This is a genomic window from Actinomyces sp. HMSC08A09, from assembly GCF_001807465.1.
Classification (GTDB): Bacteria; Actinomycetota; Actinomycetes; order Actinomycetales; family Actinomycetaceae; genus Actinomyces; species Actinomyces oris.
This window is the reverse complement of record NZ_KV789125.1, coordinates 30902-53952: the sequence shown is the minus strand read 5'-3', so window position 1 is coordinate 53952 and position 23051 is coordinate 30902. Positions and strand designations below refer to the sequence as shown.

General features: G+C 67.9%; 23 protein-coding genes and 1 pseudogene. 16 read left to right on the top strand and 8 right to left on the bottom strand.

The genetic code is table 11. The features are described 5' to 3' along the window. Window positions 1-227: 227 nt before the first annotated feature. Window positions 228-1814 carry a glutamine-hydrolyzing GMP synthase gene (gene guaA / locus HMPREF3165_RS07775; protein ID WP_070512137.1) on the top strand — a complete coding sequence of 529 codons (1587 nt, stop codon included), beginning with the start codon at window positions 228-230 and terminating at the stop codon, window positions 1812-1814. Between the two features lie 649 nt (window positions 1815-2463). Beyond that, complete coding sequence (locus tag HMPREF3165_RS07770; RefSeq protein WP_256275225.1) at window positions 2464-3402, top strand: DUF4352 domain-containing protein; 939 nt, start codon at window positions 2464-2466, stop codon at window positions 3400-3402. 99 nt (window positions 3403-3501) lie between these two features. On the opposite strand, the gene HMPREF3165_RS07765 is transcribed toward HMPREF3165_RS07770, so the two are convergent. The 4 genes from HMPREF3165_RS07765 to HMPREF3165_RS13830 all read right to left on the bottom strand — a co-directional run bounded on the left by HMPREF3165_RS07765 (window position 3502) and on the right by HMPREF3165_RS13830 (window position 7698). After that, a complete protein-coding gene (locus HMPREF3165_RS07765; RefSeq protein ID WP_256275224.1) occupies window positions 3502-4686 on the bottom strand; it encodes an ABC transporter permease in 1185 nt (394 codons plus the stop codon). Then, entirely contained in the window at window positions 4673-5815 is a 1143-nt protein-coding gene (locus tag HMPREF3165_RS07760) for an ABC transporter permease (protein ID WP_070512132.1), read from the bottom strand. The genes HMPREF3165_RS07765 and HMPREF3165_RS07760 overlap by 14 nt, the downstream gene beginning before the upstream one ends. A 1-nt stretch (window position 5816) precedes the next feature. Beyond that, window positions 5817-6800: an ABC transporter ATP-binding protein gene (locus HMPREF3165_RS07755; protein WP_070512129.1), complete on the bottom strand. Its 984-nt coding sequence runs from the start codon at window positions 6798-6800 to the stop codon at window positions 5817-5819. 394 nt (window positions 6801-7194) lie between these two features. Then, window positions 7195-7698 (bottom strand): hypothetical protein, encoded by a 504-nt coding sequence (locus tag HMPREF3165_RS13830; protein ID WP_256275228.1) that lies wholly within the window; start codon window positions 7696-7698, stop codon window positions 7195-7197. Here HMPREF3165_RS13830 and HMPREF3165_RS13825 point away from each other — a divergent pair. From HMPREF3165_RS13825 to HMPREF3165_RS07740, 4 genes and pseudogenes are all read left to right on the top strand, one after another. Then, the gene (locus HMPREF3165_RS13825; protein ID WP_256275227.1) at window positions 7594-7950 is read left to right on the top strand and encodes a hypothetical protein; all 357 of its coding nucleotides are present in this window, start codon (window positions 7594-7596) and stop codon (window positions 7948-7950) included. The genes HMPREF3165_RS13830 and HMPREF3165_RS13825 overlap by 105 nt on opposite strands. Beyond that, entirely contained in the window at window positions 7850-8140 is a 291-nt protein-coding gene (locus tag HMPREF3165_RS13820) for an ATP-binding protein (protein ID WP_370991901.1), read from the top strand. The genes HMPREF3165_RS13825 and HMPREF3165_RS13820 overlap by 101 nt, the downstream gene beginning before the upstream one ends. After that, window positions 8137-8807 (top strand): annotated as a pseudogene (locus tag HMPREF3165_RS07745) (response regulator). The gene HMPREF3165_RS13820 and the pseudogene HMPREF3165_RS07745 overlap by 4 nt, the downstream one beginning before the upstream one ends. Window positions 8808-9063: 256 nt before the next feature. After that, window positions 9064-9561, top strand: coding sequence for a zinc ribbon domain-containing protein (locus HMPREF3165_RS07740; protein ID WP_256275222.1), 498 nt, complete (start codon window positions 9064-9066; stop codon window positions 9559-9561). Here HMPREF3165_RS07740 and HMPREF3165_RS07735 read toward each other — a convergent pair. Further along, entirely contained in the window at window positions 9539-10546 is a 1008-nt protein-coding gene (locus HMPREF3165_RS07735; RefSeq protein ID WP_070512127.1) for an alpha/beta hydrolase fold domain-containing protein, read from the bottom strand. The genes HMPREF3165_RS07740 and HMPREF3165_RS07735 overlap by 23 nt on opposite strands. Before the next feature lie 175 nt (window positions 10547-10721). Between HMPREF3165_RS07735 and HMPREF3165_RS07730 the strand changes: the two genes are divergently transcribed. The 4 genes from HMPREF3165_RS07730 (at window position 10722) to HMPREF3165_RS07720 (ending at window position 14733) form a co-directional block, all read left to right on the top strand. Further along, entirely contained in the window at window positions 10722-13235 is a 2514-nt protein-coding gene (locus HMPREF3165_RS07730; RefSeq protein ID WP_176747023.1) for a glycoside hydrolase family 3 protein, read from the top strand. Window positions 13236-13282: 47 nt separating this feature from the next. Further along, complete coding sequence (locus HMPREF3165_RS12910; protein ID WP_003789493.1) at window positions 13283-13552, top strand: type II toxin-antitoxin system prevent-host-death family antitoxin; 270 nt, start codon at window positions 13283-13285, stop codon at window positions 13550-13552. Then, window positions 13542-13856, top strand: coding sequence for a type II toxin-antitoxin system RelE/ParE family toxin (locus HMPREF3165_RS07725; protein ID WP_003789495.1), 315 nt, complete (start codon window positions 13542-13544; stop codon window positions 13854-13856). Before HMPREF3165_RS12910 ends, HMPREF3165_RS07725 begins: the two co-directional genes overlap by 11 nt. A 97-nt stretch (window positions 13857-13953) precedes the next feature. After that, window positions 13954-14733 carry a carboxymuconolactone decarboxylase family protein gene (locus HMPREF3165_RS07720; protein ID WP_003789498.1) on the top strand — a complete coding sequence of 260 codons (780 nt, stop codon included), beginning with the start codon at window positions 13954-13956 and terminating at the stop codon, window positions 14731-14733. A gap of 57 nt (window positions 14734-14790) precedes the next feature. Here HMPREF3165_RS07720 and HMPREF3165_RS07715 read toward each other — a convergent pair whose 3' ends face one another. After that, a complete protein-coding gene (locus HMPREF3165_RS07715; RefSeq protein ID WP_070512125.1) occupies window positions 14791-15198 on the bottom strand; it encodes a winged helix-turn-helix transcriptional regulator in 408 nt (135 codons plus the stop codon). 112 nt (window positions 15199-15310) lie between these two features. On the opposite strand from HMPREF3165_RS07715, the gene HMPREF3165_RS07710 reads away from it, so the two are divergent. The 4 genes from HMPREF3165_RS07710 (at window position 15311) to HMPREF3165_RS07695 (ending at window position 18995) form a co-directional block, all read left to right on the top strand. After that, window positions 15311-16336, top strand: coding sequence for an NADP-dependent oxidoreductase (locus HMPREF3165_RS07710; protein WP_070512122.1), 1026 nt, complete (start codon window positions 15311-15313; stop codon window positions 16334-16336). Next, entirely contained in the window at window positions 16329-17210 is an 882-nt protein-coding gene (locus HMPREF3165_RS07705; protein ID WP_070512118.1) for an alpha/beta fold hydrolase, read from the top strand. The genes HMPREF3165_RS07710 and HMPREF3165_RS07705 overlap by 8 nt, the downstream gene beginning before the upstream one ends. A 46-nt stretch (window positions 17211-17256) precedes the next feature. Continuing rightward, entirely contained in the window at window positions 17257-18087 is an 831-nt protein-coding gene (locus HMPREF3165_RS07700) for an alpha/beta hydrolase family protein (protein ID WP_070512115.1), read from the top strand. 98 nt (window positions 18088-18185) lie between these two features. After that, window positions 18186-18995, top strand: a complete 810-nt coding sequence (locus HMPREF3165_RS07695) for a class I SAM-dependent methyltransferase (RefSeq protein ID WP_070512113.1) — start codon at window positions 18186-18188, stop codon at window positions 18993-18995. A 331-nt stretch (window positions 18996-19326) separates the two neighbouring features. Here HMPREF3165_RS07695 and HMPREF3165_RS07690 read toward each other — a convergent pair whose 3' ends face one another. Together HMPREF3165_RS07690 and HMPREF3165_RS07685 are read right to left on the bottom strand one after the other, a co-directional pair. Further along, entirely contained in the window at window positions 19327-19704 is a 378-nt protein-coding gene (locus HMPREF3165_RS07690) for a type II toxin-antitoxin system death-on-curing family toxin (protein ID WP_070512111.1), read from the bottom strand. A gap of 10 nt (window positions 19705-19714) precedes the next feature. Then, complete coding sequence (locus tag HMPREF3165_RS07685) at window positions 19715-19918, bottom strand: hypothetical protein (protein ID WP_003789504.1); 204 nt, start codon at window positions 19916-19918, stop codon at window positions 19715-19717. A gap of 416 nt (window positions 19919-20334) precedes the next feature. On the opposite strand from HMPREF3165_RS07685, the gene HMPREF3165_RS07680 reads away from it, so the two are divergent. Both HMPREF3165_RS07680 and HMPREF3165_RS07675 read left to right on the top strand, forming a co-directional pair. Further along, window positions 20335-21792 (top strand): McrB family protein, encoded by a 1458-nt coding sequence (locus HMPREF3165_RS07680; protein ID WP_070512108.1) that lies wholly within the window; start codon window positions 20335-20337, stop codon window positions 21790-21792. Continuing rightward, window positions 21789-22904, top strand: a complete 1116-nt coding sequence (locus HMPREF3165_RS07675; RefSeq protein ID WP_083303247.1) for a 5-methylcytosine restriction system specificity protein McrC — start codon at window positions 21789-21791, stop codon at window positions 22902-22904. Before HMPREF3165_RS07680 ends, HMPREF3165_RS07675 begins: the two co-directional genes overlap by 4 nt. Window positions 22905-23051 lie beyond the last annotated feature (147 nt).

Here is a 23051-nt window from a genome sequence, read left to right as displayed (position 1 = left end):
GGGGGTGCCCGAACGTGGCGTCATTGAGAGGAATCCTGGTCTCAATGGAACGTTGAGGGGGGCGGCATCTCGGTGGTTTTGATACGGAGACGTGACCTGTGTGGCAGGAGTGCGACGTCAACCACTGGTCTAGTCATCCTGTGGTGCTGGGCAACGCTGAGAGATGGCGTCATCGCCGGACGGCAGGGCGGAAGGCGGCCGGTTGCCGCCCCGGCTATTCTGTCCCGGTGACGACCAGCCAGACTTCTTCCAGCGCCGTCGGCCCCGTCCTCGTGGTGGACTTCGGTGCCCAGTACGCCCAGCTCATCGCCCGCCGCGTGCGCGAGGCCGGTGTCTACTCCGAGATTGTGCCCCACTCCATGGATGCCGCCGCCATGCTGGACAAGCAGCCGTCGGCCATCATCCTCTCCGGTGGTCCGTCCTCGGTCTACGCCGACGGCGCCCCCTCCGTTGACCCGGCCCTCTTCGACGCCGGAGTGCCTGTCCTGGGTATCTGCTACGGATTCCAGGCCATGGCCCAGGCCCTGGGTGGAACGGTCGGACGCACCGGCACCCGCGAGTACGGGCACACCCCCGCCCGCGTGGAGGAGGGCTCCTGCCTGTTCGACGGCACCCCGGACGACCAGGTGGTGTGGATGAGTCATGGTGACGCGGTCCAGGCCGCCCCCGAGGGCTTCACCGTCACCGCCTCCACCTCACAGACGCCGGTGGCCGCCTTCGAGAACCCGGGCCGCCGCCTCTACGGACTGCAGTGGCACCCCGAGGTCCTCCACTCCGAGCATGGGCAGGCCGCCCTGGTCAACTTCCTGCACAAGGAGGCGGGGCTGCCGGCCACCTGGACACCGGGCAACATCATCGACGAGCAGGTGGCCCGCATCCGCGAGCAGGTGGGCGACGCCCACGTCATCTGCGGTCTGAGCGGGGGAGTGGACTCCTCCGTGGCCGCCGCCCTCGTCCATCGCGCCATCGGCGACCAGCTCACCTGCATCTTCGTCGACCACGGCCTGCTGCGCGCCGGCGAGCGCGAGCAGGTCGAGCACGACTACGCCGAGGGGATGGGCATCCGCGTCATCACGGTCGACGAGACCGAGCGCTTCCTGAGCGCCCTGGCAGGCGTCACCGAGCCGGAGGCCAAGCGCAAGATCATCGGCCGGGAGTTCATCCGCTCCTTCGAGGCCGCCCAGCGCCGGGTCATCGAGGCCGTGGGCGCCGAGGGCGGCGAGATCCGCTTCCTGGTCCAGGGGACCCTGTATCCCGACGTCGTCGAGTCCGGTGGGGGAGAGGGTGCCGCCAACATCAAGAGCCACCACAACGTGGGTGGCCTGCCTGAGGACCTCGACTTCGAGCTCATCGAGCCGTTGCGCGAGCTGTTCAAGGATGAGGTGCGCGCCATCGGCCGCGAGCTGGGTGTGCCGGAGAAGATCGTCGCCCGCCAGCCCTTCCCCGGGCCGGGGCTGGGTATCCGTGTCATCGGCGAGGTGACGGCCGAGAACCTGCGCGTGCTGCGGGCCGCCGACGCCATCGCCCGCGAAGAACTCACCGCCGCCGGGCTCGACGACGAGATCTGGCAGTGTCCGGTGGTGCTGCTGGCCGACGTGCGCTCCGTGGGGGTGCAGGGCGACGGGCGCACCTACGGCCACCCCATTGTTCTGCGGCCGGTCAGCAGCGAGGACGCCATGACCGCGGACTGGACCCGCCTGCCTTACGACGTCCTGGCGCGCATCTCCAACCGGATCACCAACTCCGTGCCGGAGGTCAACCGGGTGGTGCTCGACTGCACGAGCAAGCCCCCGGGCACCATCGAGTGGGAGTGACGGGCGAGTCGGAGCGATAGCCCGTCGCCTGCTGGGCCCCGCCGGTGCGATGCGCCGGCGGGGCCTTGTCGTGCTCGTGGTGAGCGTGATCCGGCGTGTCTGCCGGCCTTGGGGGGCGGGGCTGGCTGTTGGGCAAGGCAGTGGGCCGGACTGTCCAACGAGGACTGCGATTCCCGCCGAGGACGTACATGTCCTCCAGATCGCTAGGATTTCCCCGCAGTGGTCTGGAGGAAAAGTCAGTCCTCGTGCAGGAAGTACGTTCCCGATCCGGTGAGGTTTGGACTTGGGGTGGCGATTGCGTGAGCTACGGGAATGTTGGGCGCTTTTCTGAGTGTTAGCTGGAGTCTTGAAAAATCGCCGGCAGATCGATAGTGGTTCTCGAGTCCTGCGTTTTAATGGAGTTTGACTCCGGGGGGGGGTGAATGATTGTTGATGCCTACTCCATTTTGCGGGTCACCATATTTCTTTGGTTGGGTCGTTAAGGTGCGGTGGTCGATGCGCGTGAATGTGCATCCTGGCAAGTAGTGTCATGTCGTCGGTAGTTGCGGTGGCATTAAGTTTCATTCGGAAGGTTAGTGTTCATTTTGGAATGTAATAGTTCTGAATACTTCGCTTCTGGGTGTGCTGTCTGGGTGGTGTGCTGGCTACGATGAGCGGTGCAGCGGATGTCGCTGCATTCGTTTGTCCCGTTTCGGCCTATCGCCGAATATCAGGAGCCACAATGTCGTACCCTCCTCAGTCCGTCCCTCCCCAGCAGTACCCGCCTCAAGATCAGGTTCCTGTGCCCATTCAGCAAGCGCCTGCGCCAGTAAAGAAAGGGCGCAACACCGTGGGCATCGTCGCTCTGGTGATGGCGATCATCGGGTTCATCTTCGCCTGCGTCCCTGGCGCGCTCATCGTCGGCTGGATTCTGCTGCCAATCTCCTTCATCGTCGGATTGGTGGGCCTCTTCCGGAAGGGGGAGGTGATCTGGCCCGCAATCACCGCGGTGATCGTCTCGGTTGTCGGAACTGTCGTCGGCGTCTTCGTCTTCCTTGTGGTTGTGAGCAACGCTGTCGATGAGGCGATGTCCTCTACGAGCGCGGTCTCTGCGGCGCCGGCTCCCGATGGGGCGTCGTCGAACTCAGGAGGATCGAGTGCTGCGGACTCCGCACAGGGAAAGACTCGGGAGAACCCCTACCCGCTCCGTACCGAGATCTCCAGCAAGGAATGGAAAGTGGTCATCAACTCGGTCACTTTCAAGGCTGACGATCAGGTCGCCGCGGCCAACCAGTTCAACGACCCTCCCGCTGAAGGGAAGGAATACGTTCTCATCAACTACACCGCCACCTACATCGGCAACGACCCAAGCGGAGACACACCTGCTTTTGTGCTGGTCGACTTCGTGACGGCGGATGGTGTCACCGTCGATGGGGCCGACTCCATCGCCGTCGCCCCGGATGCCATCGACACTCTGACCACGCTGTACAACGGGGCCAGCGTCTCAGGCAACGTTGTGCGAGCGGTGCCGTCGGCCAACGCCCAGGACGGGGTTCTTGCGGTGACCCCCGGTCTTCTGGCCGACAAGGTCTTCGTCGCGGTGAAGTGACGACCGCGGCGTCGACCGTAGGGCCAGACTTTTGGGGCCGGTCACCAGGTGGTGACCGGCCCCAATGACGTGCTGCCTGGTGCTCCGCGCCCCTGTGTCCTACAGCGCCGACCGGGCCCGGGCGCGCCCCACGGCCACGGCGACGGAGAAGACCGCGACGGCGAACAAAGCGCAGATCCCGCAGTCCACCAGCAGGGGCCCAATGACGGCGGCGGACATGGAGGTCGCCTCGTACGCCCCGGAGATCGCTCGGTCCGCCCAGTAGCCGGGCGTGAGCCTCGCCGCCCGGGCGAGCGAGTCGGGCAGCCACTCGATGGGCACCCACGCCCCACCCAGGAAGGACAGGGCCATGCCGCCGATGTTGGCGACCGCGTTGGCCGCGTGCTGGCCCAGACCGATCTGCCCCATGAGGAATCCGATCGAGACCGCCACGAGCGTGTAGCTGCCCACAGCCGCAGCGACCACCCCCAGCAACGGAGCCGACGTCGCCACGCTGCCCAGGCCGAAGGCCGCCACTCCCAGCCCGAAGACCCACAGCCACCCGGCGAGCCCCACCACGAGGCACGCGCCCAGCAGCCCGAGGCTGCGGGAAGTGCCGCTGACCGGGGTGGCCTCGAGGCGTGCGCGCACCGCCCGGCGCCCCAGCGCCGCCATCAGCGTGGAGATCGTGACGACCGCGAAGGCCATGAGCGGGTAGAAGGAGAACCTGGCGTAGGTGACGAAGCTGTGGGACAGAGGCGTGGCGTCCGGGGTGATCCGTTTCGCGGGGGCGGAGTGGTTCATCGTCTCCTTGGCAAGTGCCACGGCCCGGGCCGGGTCGTCCGTGGTGGTCGACAGGTAGTCGCTGACCTGCCCCACGTAGGAGTCGGTGCGCACATTCATCAGCGCGCCGGACGCCGACTCGTACCCGATGACCGTGTCCATGCGGGGCGGCTCGGTGCCCTCGCGAGCCGCCTGCTGCAGCCTGTGCCCATAACCGGCGGGAATGATGAGGATGTAGCTGATGCGGTTCTGCGCGGTGGCGTCCTGGAGGGCCTGCCTGGAGTCCTCAATCGGCCGAGCCTCGCCGACGGACTCGACATAGTCCTTGACTCCGCGGGAGATCGTGGAGCCGTCGCGGTCGATGACGGCCACACTCGCCGTGGCGGCAGTGACCTCATCAGAGCTGTCCTCGGACTTGGCCATTCCGGTCAGCAGGCCGAACAGGCTCAGCACCACCAGGCAGATGAGGATATACAGCCGGTGAGCGGCCACAACCCTCACACATGTCTTAAAGGTGCTCATGGGTCATCCTCCTGGCCTGGATCAGGGCGATCGTCAGGAACAGGCACGTCATGCCCAGCAGGACCGCGCAGCTGCGGGCGAAGGGCGCCAGAGAGTCGTAGTACAGGAGCCCGTAGAAGCAGCGGGCCGTCTGCCACAGGGGATTGGCCTGCGCCAGCAGCGGTGCGTGCTGCTCGATGGAGCTGGCTAGGGACTGGGATGCGGGCCCGTACAGGCCGGTGAACAAGGACAGCAGGGCAGTGAAGCCGGAGATCATCCCGATCTCCAGGCGGGCCAGCGTCCCCAGGGCGGCGCCCACCGCGCTCGCCATGAGGCTGCACACCCCGATCGCCACGAGGCACAGCAGCACATGGGGCCCGAAGTCCACACCCACGACCGAGGCCATGAAGGTGAAAGCGACGAGCAGGCAGACGAACACGCACACCCAGGAGGCCGCGAGCGTGGCCGTTAGGACCTTCCAGCGGGGCAGACCCGCCAGGGTCTGCCGGGCGCCCACCGGTGAGACAGCCATGATTCCCTTCACTGCCACCAGGGCCACGGTCGTCCCCATGCCGCAGGCGAAGGCCAGCAGCGCGAAATAGTAGTGGGTCTGCGGCTTGACCGGGGAGGGCGTCACCGAGATCGAGCGGGTGAAGGCCTGATCGGTCTCCAGCGCGGCCAGCTTCTCAGGAGCCGCCCCCGCCTTGGCCAGGGCCACATACTCGGCCCGCCTCTGGAGGTAGGAGTCCATGACCACTCGCAGCACCCGAGTCGTCTCGGCCTCGTTGCCCTGCTGAGTCACGTGCAGCACAGGATCGCTGTCCTCGATGGCGAGATACCCGTTGGTCTCTCCCCGCTTCGCGGCGGTCTCGGCCTGCGCGACCGAGGAGTGGATGACCTTCGTGATGAGGTGATGATCGGCGTCGTCGGCGGAGATGCGCTCCACGACGGCGTCCAGCCCCGGAGCGGTCCGGTAGGCCTCGTCCTGGACGACGCCGAAGCTCATGGGGGTGGCCTCAAAGGCCTTGTCCAAGCTGGAGAACTGCGCCATGAAGATGAGGGACAGGACGACGGGGAAGCCGAGCGTCCACACGAGCAGGACCCGGTCTCGCAAGAGCCTGAGTACTTGATACAGGAAGACGGTCAACATCTCAGGCCGCCTCGTCTCGCAGGGCCCGTCCGGTGATCTCCAGGAAGACGTCGTTGAGGGTCGGGGGCTCGGAGGTCACCCGGCCGCAGGCCGCCCCCGCGGCATCCAGTGCCCTCATGACATCGGTGAGGTTGTGAGCCCCGGGGGAGCACTCGATGAGCACCTCACCGTCCAGGTAGGCGGCCGTGCGCACATGCTCCAGGCGGCGCAGGCCCTCCAGGGCCTCCTCGCCCAGCGGGGCGGGGTCGACGACCTCCACCCGGATGCGCTCACCGGTGCCGATCATGGCCTTAAGCTCGTCGGAGGTACCGGAGGCCACCTGACGGCCGCGGTCCATAATGACGATCCGGTCGCACAGCTGCTCCACCTCCTCCATGTAGTGGCTCGTGTAGATGACGGTGGCACCGCGCTCGTTGAGACGCTTGATGCCCTCGAGAATGGCGCCCCGGCTCTGCGGGTCGACGGCGACTGTGGGCTCATCGAGGAAGATGAGGTCGGGGCCGTGGGTGATGCCGCAGGCGATGTTGAGGCGGCGCAGCAGGCCGCCGGAGAGCTTCTTGGGCTTGAACCTCACGAACTTCTCCAGACCGACGAAGGCGATCGCCTCGGCCACCAGGCGGCGCCTCTCGGCGCGATCGCGCACGTAGAGGGCGCAGAAGGCGTTGACGTTCTCCGCCACCGTGAGCTCATCGAAGACGGCGACATCCTGAGGCACCACGCCGATGCGACGCTTGAGACCGTAGGAGGTGGGCGTCATCGGCTCACCGAAGACGCGGATCGAGCCCTTGTCGTAGGTGAGCAGCTGAAGGATGCAGCTAATCGTCGTCGTCTTGCCTGAGCCGTTGGGGCCGAGCAGTCCCAGCACCTGACCGCGCGGGATCGTCAGAGACAGGCCGTCCACCGCGACCAGCTCCCCATAGCGCTTGACCAGGGAGTCGACCTCCACCGCCAGGTCCGCCTCGTGGCTCTCATCCTCGCCGTCCATCTCGGCTCCTTCCTCCGCTGCCTCCGTTGCGCCGGTGGTCTCCGGCTCATGACATCCATGGTCCCGGGGCGCGGGGGCGGCCAGAAGTGCCTGGAGTCATGGCTGCGGCCGGGCCCCATGACTTCTGTCATGACAAGCCGCAACGACTCCGCCGACGGCATGCCGGGCCCACGCTCATCGGCCATCGACCGATAATCGGGGGATGAGGGTTCTGGTCGACACGGGCGTGCTGCTGTGCGGCTGCCTCCTGCTGGCCCTGATCGTGGGACAAGCGGGGACGGCCACCGTGATCTGGCTGATCGCGGCCGTGACCATCGCCGGCCTGAGCATGAGCACCGACCAGCGACAGTGGGGGATCGCGGCGCCGGCTGCCTACCTCCTGGTGGGAGCCCTCTCAACGGACTCCGTGACCGGGGCGCCGCTGGTCGTCTACGTCCTGGCCCGTCTCGGTGCGCTCACGACCCGGCGTGCGCGAATGACGGCGGTAGCCGCCTGCATTCCCTTCGTGGCCGCCGTTGCCGCCCGGGTTCGGGACACTCCCGTGCTGGCCCTCGCTCTGGCGGTCTGCGCTCTCGCGGCCCTCCTCGCGCTGCGCACCGTCCAGGAGGAGGTGGCGCGAAGGAGCCTGCACGTGGTGCGCGATGACCTGCGCGAGAAGGTCCTCACCCTGCAGGACACGAACGCCCGGCTGCTCCAGGCCCAGGACTACGAGCTGCGCGCCGCCGCCCTGGCCGAACGCACCCGCATCGCCCGCGAGATCCACGACGGCGTCGGCCATCTCCTCACTCGCCTCCTGCTGCAGGTCAAGGCCCTCCAGGTCGTCCACCGCGACGAGCCGGGCGTCGTCGCCGACCTCACTACCCTGGACGGTGGCCTGGATGAGGCCCTCGAACTCCATGCGCCGCTCCGTCCACGCCCTGTCCGACGACGGCGAGGAGCTGGCCACCTTCCTCAACATGCTGGGCTCGCGCTGCGGCATCGACTCGGTACGTGTGGACTGCTCCACCGAGGCCGAGCCGCCGGCAGCGGTGGCACGCTGCGTCGTCGCCGTGGTGCGCGAGGCCCTGACCAACGCCGCCCGCCACGGTGGGGCCCGCTCGGCCCGCGTGGCCGTCACCGACTACCCTGCGTTCTGGCAGGTGACCGTTGACAATGACGGCATCGTCCCCACCGAGGGGGAGCCGGCCGCCGCTGGCCGCGGCGGCTCGGGCCTGGGCCTGCGCTCCATGACGGAGCGGGTCGAGGCCCTGGGTGGCCGGGTGCGCATCACCCCGCGGCCACGGTTCACGGTCATCGTCACGATCCCCAAGGACGGACAAGGGAAAGAAGGAACATCATGAGGGTCCTCATCGTCGACGACGACGCGCTCGTCGCCCAGTCCCTGTCCACGATCCTGTCGGTCGAGGATGACGTCGAGGTCGTCGGTCTAGGCTGCTCGGGACCCGAGGCCACCGGGAGCTGACCCCCGACATCCTCCTCATGGACATCCAGATGCCCAGCGGGGACGGGCTCAGTGCGGCCGAGCGAATTCTGGCCGAGGACGCCGGGGCGCGCATCGTCTTCCTGACCACCTTCTCCGACGACGAGTACATCGTGCGAGCCCTCAAGATGGGGGCGCGTGGCTACCTCATCAAGCAGGACGTCGCTCAGGTCGCCCCGGCGCTGCGCTCCGTCATGGCCGGGGTCTGCGTCCTGGAGGGAGAGGTGCTCGAGCGCAGCACCACCATGGGCCTTGGCGGGCGTACCGGAGGGCGGGGACCGGCCGAGGAGGGTCCGGGACCGACCGCCAAGGACCTGCGGAGCACGGCTTTCGCGGCCCTGACCGACCGCGAGTACGAGGTCGTCGAGGCCGTGGCCGAGGGACTGGACAACGCCGAGGCCGCGGCGCGGCTGTTCATGAGTGAGGGCACGGTGCGCAACCACATCAGTGCGATCCTGGCCAAGCTCGGCCTGCGCAACCGCACCCAGGTCGCGGTCATGTACTACCGCTCCGCACAGACCGGGTGAGCCGGGCCAAGACGCGCGGTCTTGACCTGGATGAGTTCTTCACCGTCGATGACGTGTCTCCGGTGAGTGAGCCAGTTCGTGTTCACCTGGTCAGTAAACGCCACATGCCGGATCGAAACGACGCCACATGCCGGACTGGATGGGTGCCACATGGGGGATCAGAACGGTGCCGGCTACCGGTTAACGGTGTAGGAAGGCCGGTGTTCTCGGCGCAACAAGCTGTTTCTCGACGTCGGAGTGGGGCTGTGGTTACCTGATGAGCGTGGCCATGCAGAGGGCTGCGGAAGAGAAAGGGACCGGCATGAGTATCGGAGAGGTCATTAGCGCAGCCCGGGAGGCTCAGGGGATGACTCAGAGTGACCTGGCAGGCAAGGTCCTTGTTACCCGCCAAGCCGTCTCGAGGTGGGAGACCGGGGTGACGACCCCGGGTGTCGATATGTGCAAGCTCCTCGCCGGCGCGCTCGACGTTCCAGTCACACGGCTTCTGGAGATGCCGCCGGAGCCGTGCTGCCAGAGCTGCGCTCTCCCCTTGGGCAAAGAGGCGGACTACGGTACCGAGTCCGACGGTACGAAGTCGGAGGAGTACTGCACCTGGTGCTATCCGGACGGGGCCTTCACTGGAGAGGAATCGCTCGATGCCTTCATCGAGCACGCCGCCCCCTATATGGCCGAGGGGGTCGGTGTCTCTCGGGACGAGGCCATCTCTTACCTGGCTGTCGTCCTACCGACTCTCAAGCGGTGGGCTCCCCGGTGACGAGGCGGACGAGGTCTCGACGCGCCCGGAGGCCCTCGGGAGTGGGGAACATCGGATAGGCGTGGTTGAGGTTCTCGCCGACGTGCAGCGTCGAGTCAACCCCCGCCTCCAGGAGCTTGGCATGGAAGAGCGCATTGTCCGGCAGGAGGATCTCCCGGGTCCCCACGAAGGTCGTCACCTTCTTCAGGCCCGACAGGTCACCGTAGATGGGTGAGAGGTGCCAATCGGTCAATGGGGTATCGCCCGCCCAGGAACGGCCGATCTCGGCGAGGGGCTCGGGAGCCATGAGCGGGTCGGCGTCTACGTAGTCGGCGATATCCGGGTTGGTGTTGGTGATGTCGACCCAGGGCGAGATGAGTGCGAGCTCATCGGGCTGGGTGTCGCCGGCCTCGGCCAGGGACAGGGCGATGACCGCCGCCAGGCCCCCGCCTGCGCTGTCTCCCATGAGGACGATCCGCTTTCCCGGGTTCTCCGCGACCGTGCGCCGATAGAGGTCCAGCACCAGCCGGTGCGCCTCGGACCAGGTGTGGTGGGGCGTCAGCGGGTAGAGCGGCATGACGACGTCGGCCCCCGTCCTGCGGGCCAGATGGTCGAGCAGCCAGGCGTGCGCCGAGACTGCCGTCGTGATGTAGCCGCCGCCGTGCAGGTAGACGATGACCGCGCTCGACGGCGTCCGCTGGCGGACGTGATAGACGGGCATGCCGGAGTCCTCGCTCCGCTCCAGGTCGTAGAAGAAGCGACCCCAGGCCGGGAAGGTGACGGAGCGGGCCGGCTCGGGGCGGTCGGCCAGACGCGCGATCCGCTCGGTCATCGGAATGCGGGCCGCCAGTGTCTTGACCGGCCGGACGCCGTACTCCGCCAGGCTCGCCGCGGCCGAGCGGCCATATCGCTTGCGGGAGTAAAGGCTGAAGGCCCCCACCGTCAGACCCACACTGGCCATGCCGACGGCGATCCTGCTCCCGCTGACTCTCCTGGGCGCCTTCATGACTCCTCCACTCCGCAGAGCCCCGAGTGCTCTCCGGCAACATCTCCGGATCCGGTGTCTGCTCCGTTATCGTAGGCATCAGAATGCCGCGATGATGGGGTGAATCCAGCTCGTTCACTCAGTGCGGAGGCCGGCACGTGGTGGAGCCGTCGGCATGACAACAGGAGACTGCGATATGGAAACCTACGAGATCGACCACCTCGCCGCCGTCCGCGCTCTCGCCCCCGAGTGCATGGTGCTGCTGCGCTCCAATGGCGCCTTCCCCTTGGCTGAGCCGGGCGAGATCGCCCTGTTCGGCTCCGGTGCGCGACACACCATCAAGGGCGGAACCGGCAGCGGAGACGTCAACTCCCGCCACGTCACCACCATCGAGGAGGGTCTGGAGACGGCCGGCTTCACTATCGTCTCCCGGCCCTGGATGGAGGCCTACGACCGTATCCGTCTCCAGGCCCACCAGGACTTCATCGCCGGTATCAGGGCCGAGGCTGCCGAGCGCGGCGTCCCCGCCATCATGGTCGGCATGGGCTCGGTCATGCCCGAGCCGGAGTACACGATCCCCCTCGATATCCAGGCCGGCACCGACCCGCACGCAGCCGTCTACGTCCTGTCCCGAACTTCCGGGGAAGGCAGCGACCGCACCCCCGAGGCCGGAGACCTCAGACTCACCGACACCGAGATCCGCGACATCCTCACCCTCAATGAGCGCTTCGAGCGGTTCCTCCTCGTGCTCAACGTGGGCGGCGTCGTCGACCTCAGTCCACTCGACGACGTTGCCAATATTCTCCTGCTCTCCCAGCTCGGCGCGACCGTCGGCGACGCCTTCGCCGACGTCCTCCTGGGAAGGGCCTACCCCTCCGGAAAACTCGCCACCACCTGGGCCGCCTGGGACGAGGGCGACCAGATCGGCGACTTCGGCGACCCGGACGACACCCACTACCGCGAGGGCATCCACGTCGGCTACCGCTTCTACGACTCGGTCGGCAAGGAGCCGCTCTTCCCCTTCGGATTCGGCCTGGGCTACACGTCCTTCGACGTCCAGATCCGCCAGGTGAGCCTCGATGGCGCCCGCGTGAGCATCGACGTTGACGTCACCAACACCGGCGGCTTCCCGGGCAAGGAGACCATCCAGGTCTACGCCAGTGTCCCGGCCGGACGCCTCGACCAGCCCCTCCAGGCGCTGGCCGGCTTCACGAAGACCGACGAGATCGCCCCCGGCGCCACGGCACGGATCACCGTCGACGTCGATCTGACTGACCTGGCCTCCTACGACGAGGCCGCCCGTGCCACGGTCCTGGAGGCCGGGCGCTACCTGCTGCGGGCGGGAACCTCCAGCCGGCAGCTGAGTCCCGTCGCCGTCGTCGAGCTCGCCCAGGACGCAACCGTGCGACACCTGGCCGGTGACCTGGGGGAGCCCGGCTTCACCGACTGGAAGCCCGAGGCGCCGGCGTCCCTCGACATCCCGGCCGGCCTGCCGGTGCTCGCCGTCGACCCAACCGACCTGCGTCTGCCGGACCACGCCGAGCCCGACGAGCAGGGAGCGCTCGAGGACGTCGGGCAGGCCCTCACCTTGGCCCGGGGGCTCTCCGACAACGAGCTCATGTATACCGTCCTGGGGGACTACCGCCGCGGTGAGGAGTCCGGCTCCATCGTCGGGGCCGCCTCCACCGCTGTCGTCGGCGCGGCGGGCCAGACCACCACCCGGATCCCTGGCCTGCCCAGCATCATCATGGCCGACGGGCCCGCCGGCCTGCGCCTGGCTCCCACCTACGGCGTCGACGCCGAGGGCCCCTTCTCCCTGGGCGACTCCAGCCTGCCCGCCACCTTCCTCGAGCTCATGGACGACGCCGGACGTGAGGCCCTCGGCATCGCCGACGAGCCAGATCCCCGCGAACCCGCCGAGATCCGCGAGCAGTACACCACCGCCATCCCCATCGGCACCGCGCTCGCCCAGTCTTGGAACCCTGCGCTGGCCGAGCAGCTCGGCGACGTCGTCGGGGCCGAGATGGAGCGCTTTGGTATTCACCTCTGGCTCGCCCCCGCCTTCAACCTGCACCGCAGCGTCCTGTGCGGACGCAACTTCGAGTACCTCTCCGAGGACCCGCTGTTGGCCGGACGCCTCGCCGCCGCCATCACCCGCGGGGTCCAGACCCACCCGGGACGGGGCGTCACCATCAAGCACCTGGCCTGCAACAACCAGGAGACCAACCGCCTCAACTCCAACAGCCGGGTCAGTCCCCGGGCCCTGCGAGACCTCTACCTGCGCGCTTTCGAGATCTGCGTGCGCCAGGCCCGCCCCGCCGCCGTCATGACCTCCTACAACCTCATCAACGGCGTCCACACCTCCGAGTCGGTCCAGCTGCTCGAGGTGATCCTGCGCCGGGAGTGGGGCTTCGACGGACTGGTCATGACCGACTGGGTCGTCGACGGCATGACCCGCAGCGACATGAAGCACCCGCGTGCCACCGCGGCCGCCACCATCAAGGCGGGCAACGAGCTCTTCATGCCCGGAGGCGAGACGGACCGGGAGGACCTCCTGGCGGCCCTGGAACGGGGGAGTGCAGTCCGCGGGCCGGGAGACCGGAGCGCGGCGGAAGACGGAGGCGTGAGCCTGACACGCGACGAGCTCGAGAAGCAGGCCGCCCGCGTTATCCGCGCGGCTTGGAGGATAGCCACGATCTCGACATCCTGATGCTCGTGCTGTAGAATTAATCGAAGGATTCAGCAGCGGGGGGTGTGATGCCGACGATCAAGCCAGTATCAGATCTGAGGAGCTACACCGACGTTCTTAAGGATGTTGCAGAGGGCTCGCCTGTTTTCCTCACCAAGAATGGTCATGGGAGGTACGTCCTTCTCGATATGAAGGACTATGACCGCATTAAGGCGGGTCGTCGTCTCCTCCGAGAGGTCGAGGCGGGTCGGATTTCTGGTGAGGAGCAAGGGTGGCTTAGTGCTGCAGACGTGCGTGCGCACTTCGTCGCACGGCGGGATTCCGCCCATGAGTGCTGAGATCGTCTACTCCACTGATGCTCTCATTGATCTTGATGAGGCCTGGGATTTCACGGTTGAGACCTCAGGCGACCCGGACTTAGCGTTTCAGCAGGTGGATGCCCTGCTTGAGGCGGTCGAAGGGACTCGTAGCTACCCGTTGGCCGGGAGTAGGTTGGATGTTGTTGGCACGCCAACTGACAGTCGCTATGTTGTGGCTGGTCGTCTGTTGGCTGTTTACAGTATTGAAGAGCACGTCATTCGGGTGGATCGGATCTTCGATACTCGGCAGGACTGGGTTTCTGTGCTCGTCCGGCGTGGCTGAGATCCCGTGCTCTGGGAGGACTGCTGGGGCCTGTCGGTGGGGCATTGAACGTGACATGCTCAGCAGGAGCCACCCATACATCGTAAGGAGCCCCTCCATGGCGCTGACACCTCAAGCACGTGAGACCTTCACCAGGCTGTTCGGGGTGGAGCCCCAGCCCCACCCCACGGACCCCGAGCTGTTCGACATCCTCCAGAATGGGATCTTCGACGAGGCCTTCTCCACGGGCGTGCTCACCGACGTCGAGCGCGAGCTGCTCACCATCACCGCCCTGACCGCCATGCAGACCCTCCCGCAGCTGCAGGCCCACGTGGGGGCCGCCCTCAACATCGGAGCCAGCCCGCTCCAGCTGCGCGAGACCATCTACCAGTGCGCCCCCTACATCGGCTTCCCCAAGACCCTCAATGCCATCGACATCGCCAACGGGGTCTTCGAGGCCAACGGCATCTCCCTGCCCCTGGAGAACGCCGGCACCGTGGATGCCACCGACCCCAGTGCCCGCGAGCAGGCCGGCGCCGCCATCCAGGCCCCGCTGTACGGCAATGAGGTCAAGGAGGTCTTCTCCGCCCTGCCCGAGCCCTTCGATGAGTTCGTGCCCCACCTGCTGACCTCCTCCGCCTTCGGCGACTTTGCCACCCGTGGCGGCCTCGATGTCGCCCAACGCGAGCTCATCAGCCTCGTGGCCATCGCCGCCATCGGCGCCACCACCCAGCTGCGCCCGCACGTTGCCGGGGCGATCCGGGCCGGTTCCTCCCGTCAGAAGGTGGCCGCCGCCCTGGTCCAGGTCATGCCCTACATCGGAGGCCCCTACGCCCTGTCCGGCCTGGTCCTCGTGGCCCGCTACGACGAGAGTGCCTCCGCAGAGGCCTACCGCTGAGAAGAAGGTCCATGTGAGTCGACATCCTTCACGGTTGCTGCGGTTGTGCGGTGAGTGTCAATCAGCGAGATGAGCCTCGCGCAGGACGGCGATGCGCCTGGCGAGGTCGTCGGGATCTGTGCTGAGCGTGGGGGCGTTGGGGGCGGTTGACGGGTCGATGCGTGCGCCGAGACGACCGAGCTCGATCAGCAGTGGGACCGTCGCCAGGCCCTGCTCGGTCAGCGAGTACCTCCCCTGCTTGCCCCGGGCGACCTCACTCTTGGTGAGGAAACCCGCCTCAACCAGGTCGGTCAGTCGGCGGGATAGGACAGGGGCGCTGATACCCTCCTCGCTGCCGGTGAGCAGCTCGCGGAAGGAGCGCCGGTCGTGCAGGACGATGTCTCGCAGAATCAGCAGGCTCCACCGGTCGCCGAGCATCTCGAGGCTGCGGTTGATCGGGCAGGCGGAGCGAGGCTGGGGGATCATCGCGCCCTCCTTCCGTAGTAGTTGCATTCTGTTACTGGGAAGCATATCGTCTTCCTCAGTGGTAACACAATGCAACTAGAAGTCTGGTGCTGCGGCACAGGAAGGACACCACGTGAAGGCCTTCGTCCTGAAGAAGTACGGCCACCCTCTGAGTGCCGTCGACATGCCCGTTCCCGAGCCCGGACCCCATCAGGTCCTGGTGCGGATGGTCGCCTCCGGCGTCAATCACGCCGATGAGCGCACCCGCACCGGTGAGTTCAAGGCCGTCTTCCGGCTCGACCTGCCCAAGGTGATGGGAGGGGAGCTGAGCGGTGAGGTGGTCGCCGTCGGCTCTCAGGTCGCAGGGCTCGCCGTCGGCGATCAGGTCTACGGCTACACCGGCGTGGTGGCGATGGGGACCTGGGCCGAGTTCGTCGTAATCGATGCCGACGCCCTCGCCCCCGCACCCCGGAGTATCTCTCTGGCTCAGGCGGCCTCCCTGCCGGTCGTCGCCCTGACCGCATGGCAGTCGCTGGTGACGATCGGCTGCCTCCAGCCGGGCCAGACAGTCCTGGTTCACGGCGGCGCCGGCGGAGTGGGGTCGGCCGTCATCCAGCTCGCCAAGCACCTGGGAGCCACTGTCGCCACCACGGCCTCGGCCTCCAACGCCGAGACCGTCAGGCAGCTCGGCGCGGACATCATCATCGACTACCGCAGTGAGGACTTCGTCCAGCGCCTGGCGGAGACCCCGGTGGACATCGTCGTCGACACCCAGGGCGGCGAGATCACCTCACGGTCCTTCCAGGTCCTGCGTCCGGGCGGGATCGTGGTGGGTATCGCCGGCACCCCCGACCCGTCACTGGCCGATCAGGCCGGCGCCGGGCCGTTGGTCAAGGTCGCGCTGTCCGCCCTCAGCCTCAAGGTGCGCCGCCAGGCCAGCAAGCTCGGCGTGCGCTACCGCTTCCTGTTCATCGAACCCGACGGAGAGGCCCTGCGCACCATCGCCGGACTCGTGGACGACGGCGTCATCCAGCCTGTCGTCGACCGAATCCTGCCCTTCGAGCAGACCCTCGCCGCACTCGACCAGCTGCTGGCCGGCGGAACCCGCGGCAAGGTCCTCGTGGCCACCAGCGAGCAGGAGGTCACCGCTCATGCCTGAGACCGACGGCACCACCATGATCGATGGGCTCATCACCCGGTGGACCTCCGCTCCCACTCGGCACCTGCCGGTGAGAGGAGAGTCCTTCGCCTACCGGGACCTCGGGGTCGACTCCGGAAGGCCGCCCATCGTCCTGCTCGCCCACCTCGGGGCCACCCTCGACGAGTGGGACCCCCGCGTCGTCGAGGCGCTCGCCGAGGGCCGCCGCGTCATTGCGGTCGACCTGCCGGGCATCGGCTCCTCCACCGGGAACGTCCCACGAACCATCAAAGGGATGGCCGGTGCTGCACGGGCCTTCATCTCCGAGCTTGGTCTGACCCGGATCGACCTCATGGGCTTCTCCCTGGGAGGCTTCGTGGCCCAGCAGGTCACTCTCGACGCCCCGAAGCTGGTCCGACGACTCGTCCTGGCCGGAACCGGTCCCGCAGGAGACGAGGGGATCGACCGGCCCACCGGAGCCGCCTACGTCTACCTCGACATGCTGCGTGGAGTGCTCGCCCGCACCGACGCCAAGGAGTTCCTCTTCTTCCCGCGCACACCCGACGGCAAGGCCGCAGCGCGCGACTACCTCGCCCGGATTCACGAACGAGTCATGGATCGGGACTCCCCGATCACCTTGAAGGCCTTCCGCACTCAGATCGCCGCCATCAAGGCCTGGGGGCGCCAGCAGCCACAGGGCTTGTCCAGGATCACGGCCCCCACGCTGATTGCCAACGGGGACCACGACCGCATGGTCCCCACCCCGTTGTCTGAGGACATGCACCGGCGAATCCCCGGCAGCACCCTGGTCATCTACCCTGGGGCGGGCCACGGCGGTGTCTTCCAGTACTACCGGGAGTTCATCCCCACGCTGCTGGACCACCTCGACTCCTGAGGTCAGAGAACCCGATTCGGCGGTGAGGCCCGGCGGTCCGTCTACGATGGCCGCCGGGCCGGTTCTCATTGCCGGCCCCAGGCAGCAAGGAGAACACGTGACGACGCAGCCCTACCTCTCACGGCAGGTCGCCCTCACCGTCCAAGGGCAGAGGCTCGGGGGACTGGCCTATGTCCCGCGCACGGCGTCGTCGGCCCCCGCGCCCCTGGTCATCTGCTGCCACGGCATGGAGGGCTCCCACACCCGCGTCGCCCCCATGGCCCGGCGCTTCGCCGGGGCCGGGGCCGTGGCCATCTGCTTCGACTTCCGCGGGGGCGGCGGCAGCGCCAGCCAGGGCGAGACCACCGCGATGTCGGCCCTCACCGAGCTGGCCGACCTCGAAGCCGTCCTCACTGCCGCCTGCGCCTGGCTGGAGGTCGACGCCTCCCGGGTCGCCCTGTTCGGGCTGAGCCTGGGCGGGGCGGTCGCAGCGCTCGCGGCCGCCCGCCACCCGCAGCGGATCACCGCCCTGGCCCTGTGGTACCCGGCCCTGCGGCTGGGGGAGAACCTGCGCGCCGCCTTCCACACTCCGGCGGCCGTTCCCGAGGAGTTCGACTGGGCGGGCACCCGCCTGGGGCGCGCCTACGCCGTCGACGGCTGGAACCTGGAGGTCGGGGCCGAGCTGGCCACCTACCGCCGCCCCGTCCTCATCGTCCACGGGGACCAGGACCGCGCCGTGCCCATTGAGGTCTCCCGGGCCGCCGTGAGCGACACCCCCGACGCAGAACTCGTCACCATCCCCGGCGCCGCCCACGGCTTCGGCGACGCCAACTGGGAGGAGGCCATGTGCCGCACCATCGGCTTCCTGGCCTGGAACGGGGTCCTCGAGGAGGACTGAGAGGAGTGAGCCGCGCGGCGAACAGCGGGAACGGGCGGCGCAGCCCGTTTATCTGACAGCGGTGGTTCCCGAGCCGCAGGCGTCGCAGAATTGACCGCATGAGCGCACACGGGACTGCGGACCTGACCAGTGTCAGCAAGACGATGCTGCTGACCCTCCACGCCAGGGCGGAGCACACGCTCTCCGAACGGCCGCGCTTCACAGACCCTGCCGCCGTTGAGCTCGTCTCCCGGCTCGACTACGACTTCACCATGGCCAGACAGGACCGGCTCATGGCCGACGGCGTCGTGCTGCGCACCCTCACGCTCGACCCGCTCGTGGCCGGCTACCTGGACACCCACCCCGGCTGCACGGTGGTCAACATCGCCTGCGGGCTCGACACCCGTTTCCAGCGCCTCGACGACGGGCGCGTCACCTGGTACGACCTCGACCTGCCCGACGTCATCGCGCTGCGACGTCGGCTGCTCGAGGACGGCGAGCGTCACCGCACCATTGCCGCCTCCGCCCTCGACCCCGACTGGCCCGACCAGCTGGAGGACATGAGCCGCGACGTGCTCGTCATCATCGAAGGACTGAGCATGTACCTCGAGCAGGAGGAGGTGCGCACGCTCCTGGACATCATCGCTGCGCGCCTGCCCGGTGCGACCGTCCTCATCGAGGTCATGCCCCGCCTGTTCCAGAAGTACGGCCGGGAGCGCTCAGTGGAGGATGCCGGTGCGCGCTACACCTACGGCTGCTCCAGCGCCTCCGAGTTTCGCCGCACGGTGGCCCCCGGCTACACGCTGCTCCACGACGTCCCCTTCACCCGCACCATCGCGCGCTACCACCCCCTGCTCTCGCCCTTGATGCGGCTGCCGCTGGTGGGCAGACTCTCCGAGCGCATCGTGGTGCTGCGGGCACCGGCCTGAGCGCTGGATGGACGCTGGTCCGGTGCTGGGTAGCGGCCTGGGGAAGGACCCGGCCTGGTGCCGGTCTGGCACTGCTCGGCACTGGACCGACACGAGGCCTGGGCGGCCGATCTCGACGGGGACGTCCTGCGCGTTGGGGTGCACTTTCTTCCGGTCGGGGACACCCTGCGCGTTGGGGGACAGGAATCCGGTCCCCGACCGGCGTCGAATGCCCCCGGCCGGACGGAAATGTCCCCGGCCGCGTGGAATGTCCCCGATGGCGCCGGACGCCCGGGCCTGGAGGCGTGCGTCTCCAGGCCGAGAGGCCGACGCCGTGTCCCGCCGTGCTGCTCTATTCCGAGTCGCGGCCGTGCCATTGAGACAGGGCCGCAGTGATCTCCTTGAGTGAGAGCTTCCCAGCGGCGACGTCGATCACCAACTGGTAGGCGTCGTCGTCGGGGGCCTCGACCCCGTGGCCGTTGATGTCCAGGAAGACCAGCGTGGCCAACCACCCCAGGCGCTTGTTGCCATCCACCAGTGGATGATTGCGGACCAGGGAATCGAGCAGCGCCGCCGCCTTCTCGTCGATCGTGGCGTAAGCGTCGTGTCCCCAGAGCATGGTCGCAGGTCGGTGCAGCGCCGAGTTGAGCAGACCGAGATCCCGGACCGGTCCCACAGCGAGGTCCTCAATGAGTGATAGTGCGTCCTCGAGCGTCAGGTACTCGACCATCTCTGCCCGATCAGCGGCCGAGGCGTTCCAGGACTTCGGCGTATCGGTTGCGGATGCGGGCGGAGGCGTCCGCGACTCGCTGCTCATGTCCGCGGCGCGCGGCGGCCTCGTGGATCGCCCGGATCGTCGCCTCCTGGCGGCTGACCCCGTCCTCCTGTGCAAGGAGCGCAAGCAGACGCTCATCCTCTTTGCTCAAGCGCAATGTCATCGCCATGCCTCCACAGTAGCAGGTGGTACCAGACTGGTATCAGATAGGGCGTTGGGTAAGGGCCTGGCTGGTGCTGGCTTGGCACTGGCCTGGCACGGGTCGGCACTGGACCGACACGAGGCCTGGGCGGCCGGTCTCGACGGGGACATCCTGCGCGTGGGGGTGCATTCCCTCCCGGTCGGGGACAGCCTGCGCGTTGGGGGACAGGAATCCGGTCCCCGACGGCGTCGAATGCCCCCGGCCGCACGGAAACGTCCCCGGCCGGAAGGACACGCACCCGGCCGTGCGGAATGTCCCCGACGGCATCGGATGTCCAGACCCGGAGGTGCGCGTACCCGGCTGGTACCGATGGGGTGAGTCGGCACTACTATTCCCCCTGGACATGCCCGCAGCGCTGCGGGCACGGGCGACGAGGAGGAATCATGAGTGAGCCGATGACGGCGTCGGATAAGGATGCTCAGACGGCCGAGGAGCAGGAGCGCGGCTACTGGCTCTACGTCCCGGGCGAGGGTGCCGGGAAGTGGGAGGAGTTTCGAACGGCCGGGATCATGGCGCTCAACTGGGATCGGATCGGCGACCCCACCAGCTACCCGAATGAGGAAGCCGTCATCGAGGCGCTGGAGGCCGGCTACGGGGACTGGGGAGGCAGACCGACAGGCGCGGCGGGAATGATCCGGGACTTCACCCGCACGATGCGTCCCGGCGACGTCGTTTACGCCCGGCGCGGTCCGACCGAGATCATCGGGCGCGGCGTCGTCCGCTCGGAGTTCCGTTACGACGACGCCCGGCCCGCCTACCGCTGCGTGCGCGACATCGAGTGGACGCATGTCGGTTCCTGGCCGCTGCAACGAGGGGTTCGCCGAGTGACACTGCAGCGTCTTACACAGGAGACCAGTTACAACCCAGCCCAGCTCGAGTCGCTGTTCCGGGACCGGAACCACCCTGACTCGTCCTCGACCCCCGACCCTGCCGCGAGCCCCCAGGACGCTGATGAGCCCGACGTCGCCGACATCTACACGCGGGAGAGCTTCCTGGCCGAGGTGTTCGTCGGCCCCGAGGATCTGGAGCAGATGCTCGGGCTGCTGCGACGCAAGAAGAACCTCATCCTCCAGGGCGCTCCGGGCACGGGGAAGACCTTCGCGGCCAAGCGCCTGGCCTACGCCCTCATGGGCCAGACGGATGACTCGCGGGTGGAAGTGGTGCAGTTCCACCAGTCGACCGCCTATGAGGACGTCGTCGTCGGGCTGCGCCCCACGGCCGAGGGCGGGTTCGCGGCCGCCGAGGGTGTCTTCGCCAGGTTCTGTCGGCGTGCCGCCGCCGACCCGGGACGGGACTACGTGTTCATCATCGACGAGATCAACCGGGCCAACATCTCCAAGGCCTTCGGTGAGCTGCTCATGCTTATCGAGGCCGAGCACCGTGGGGAGGCGCTGCGCCTGCCCGTGTCCGGGGAGCTGCTGTCCGTTCCCAAACGGCTCCACATCATCGGCATGATGAACACCGCCGACCGGGGACTGGCCCTCATCGACTACGCACTACGGCGCCGCTTCGCCTTCTTCGAGATGAGACCGGCCCTCGACCACCCCGGGTTCCTCAGGCACGTCGAGGCCGTGGGCAGCTCGAGGCTGGAGGCGCTGGTCGACGTCGTACGCCGCCTCAACCAGCGGATCGCCGAGGACGAGGCCCTCGGCCCTGGGTTCCAGATCGGACACTCCTACCTGTGTCTGCCTGCGGCGGGCCCCGAGAACCCTGCGGGCACGGATGCGGACGTGACCTCGGTGGTGCGCTACGAGCTGGAGCCGCTGGTGCGCGAGTACTGGTTCGACAATCCCGCAGCGATGGATGAGAGCATTCACGAGCTGGAGAGCGTCCTGGTATGACAGCCGCCCTGCCCGGCCGGGCGCGGGACGGGGCTCCCGGCCGACCGTACCAGCGTGGTCCGAGCACCGTCCTGCTCAAGAACGTCTACTACATGCTCGCCTACGCCTTCAAGGCCCTGGAGACCGGCGAGCACCGGCGCCTGGCGGCCGAGGACTTCGAGCATGTCCACGACATGCTCGCCGCGATCCTGGCCGGTGGGCTGGACAACCAGCGCCGACGCGGTTTCGAGCGGGACTATCAGCCCTTCAGTGAGGACCTGACGGTGGTGCGGGGCCGCATCGACCCGGCCGCCACGATGCGTCTGAGGGCGCGCCGCAGGAGCCTGGTGCGCTGCGGATATGACGAGCGCACCGAGAACACCCTCATGAACCGGCTCCTCAAGACCGCCGCCCTGCGCCTGATCCTGCACGGCGACGTCGCCCCGGCCCGCCGGAAGCGTCTGAAGTCCACACTGCTCGTCATGGGCGACGTCGAGGTGATGAGCGTCGGGGACCTGCGCCAGCTGCGCTGGGACAGCCTGCGCTTCCACCGCGGTAACCGCTCCTACCGGCTGCTCATGGGCGTGTGCCGACTCGTCCTGGATGAGCGGCTGCTCAGCGGCGCCGACGGCGCAGTCAGCCTCGCCGACTTCCTCGACCCCCAGGAGCTGAGCGCCCTGTACGAGCGCTTCGTCCTGGCCTACTTCCGCCGCCACCACCCCCACCTGCGCGCTGGCGCTCCCTGGGTGAGCGGCGGCATCGAGGACGCCCCGGTCTTCCTCCCGGGACTGCACACCGACATCGTCCTGACCGGGCCGGAGCGGACCCTCATCATTGACACCAAGTGCTACGGGCGCATCCTCGGCTCCCGCTACGACAAGTCGATCCTGTCCCCGGCCAACCGCAACCAGATCTACAGCTACGTCATGCACGAGGCCAGCGACCCCCGGCAGTCCGGGCGTGAGGTCGCCGGCATGCTGCTCTACGCCCAGACCGCCGTCGACCCGCCGATCCGCGAGACCTGGACCGAGACTGGGCACCGCTTCCACGTGCGCACCCTCGACCTGGACCGGGACTTCACCGAGATCGCCGTACAGCTCGACGACGTCGCTGCCCTGCTCGCGCCAACCTGACCACTCGCGAGTCGCGCACGTGCCGTTCCGCACCGTCCACATCGCATCCTTCCCTCGGCCGGGGACATCCTGCGCGTGAGGGTGCACTTTCTCCTGGCCGGGGACAAGGTGCGCGTAGGGGGACAGGAATCCGGTCCCCGACGGCGT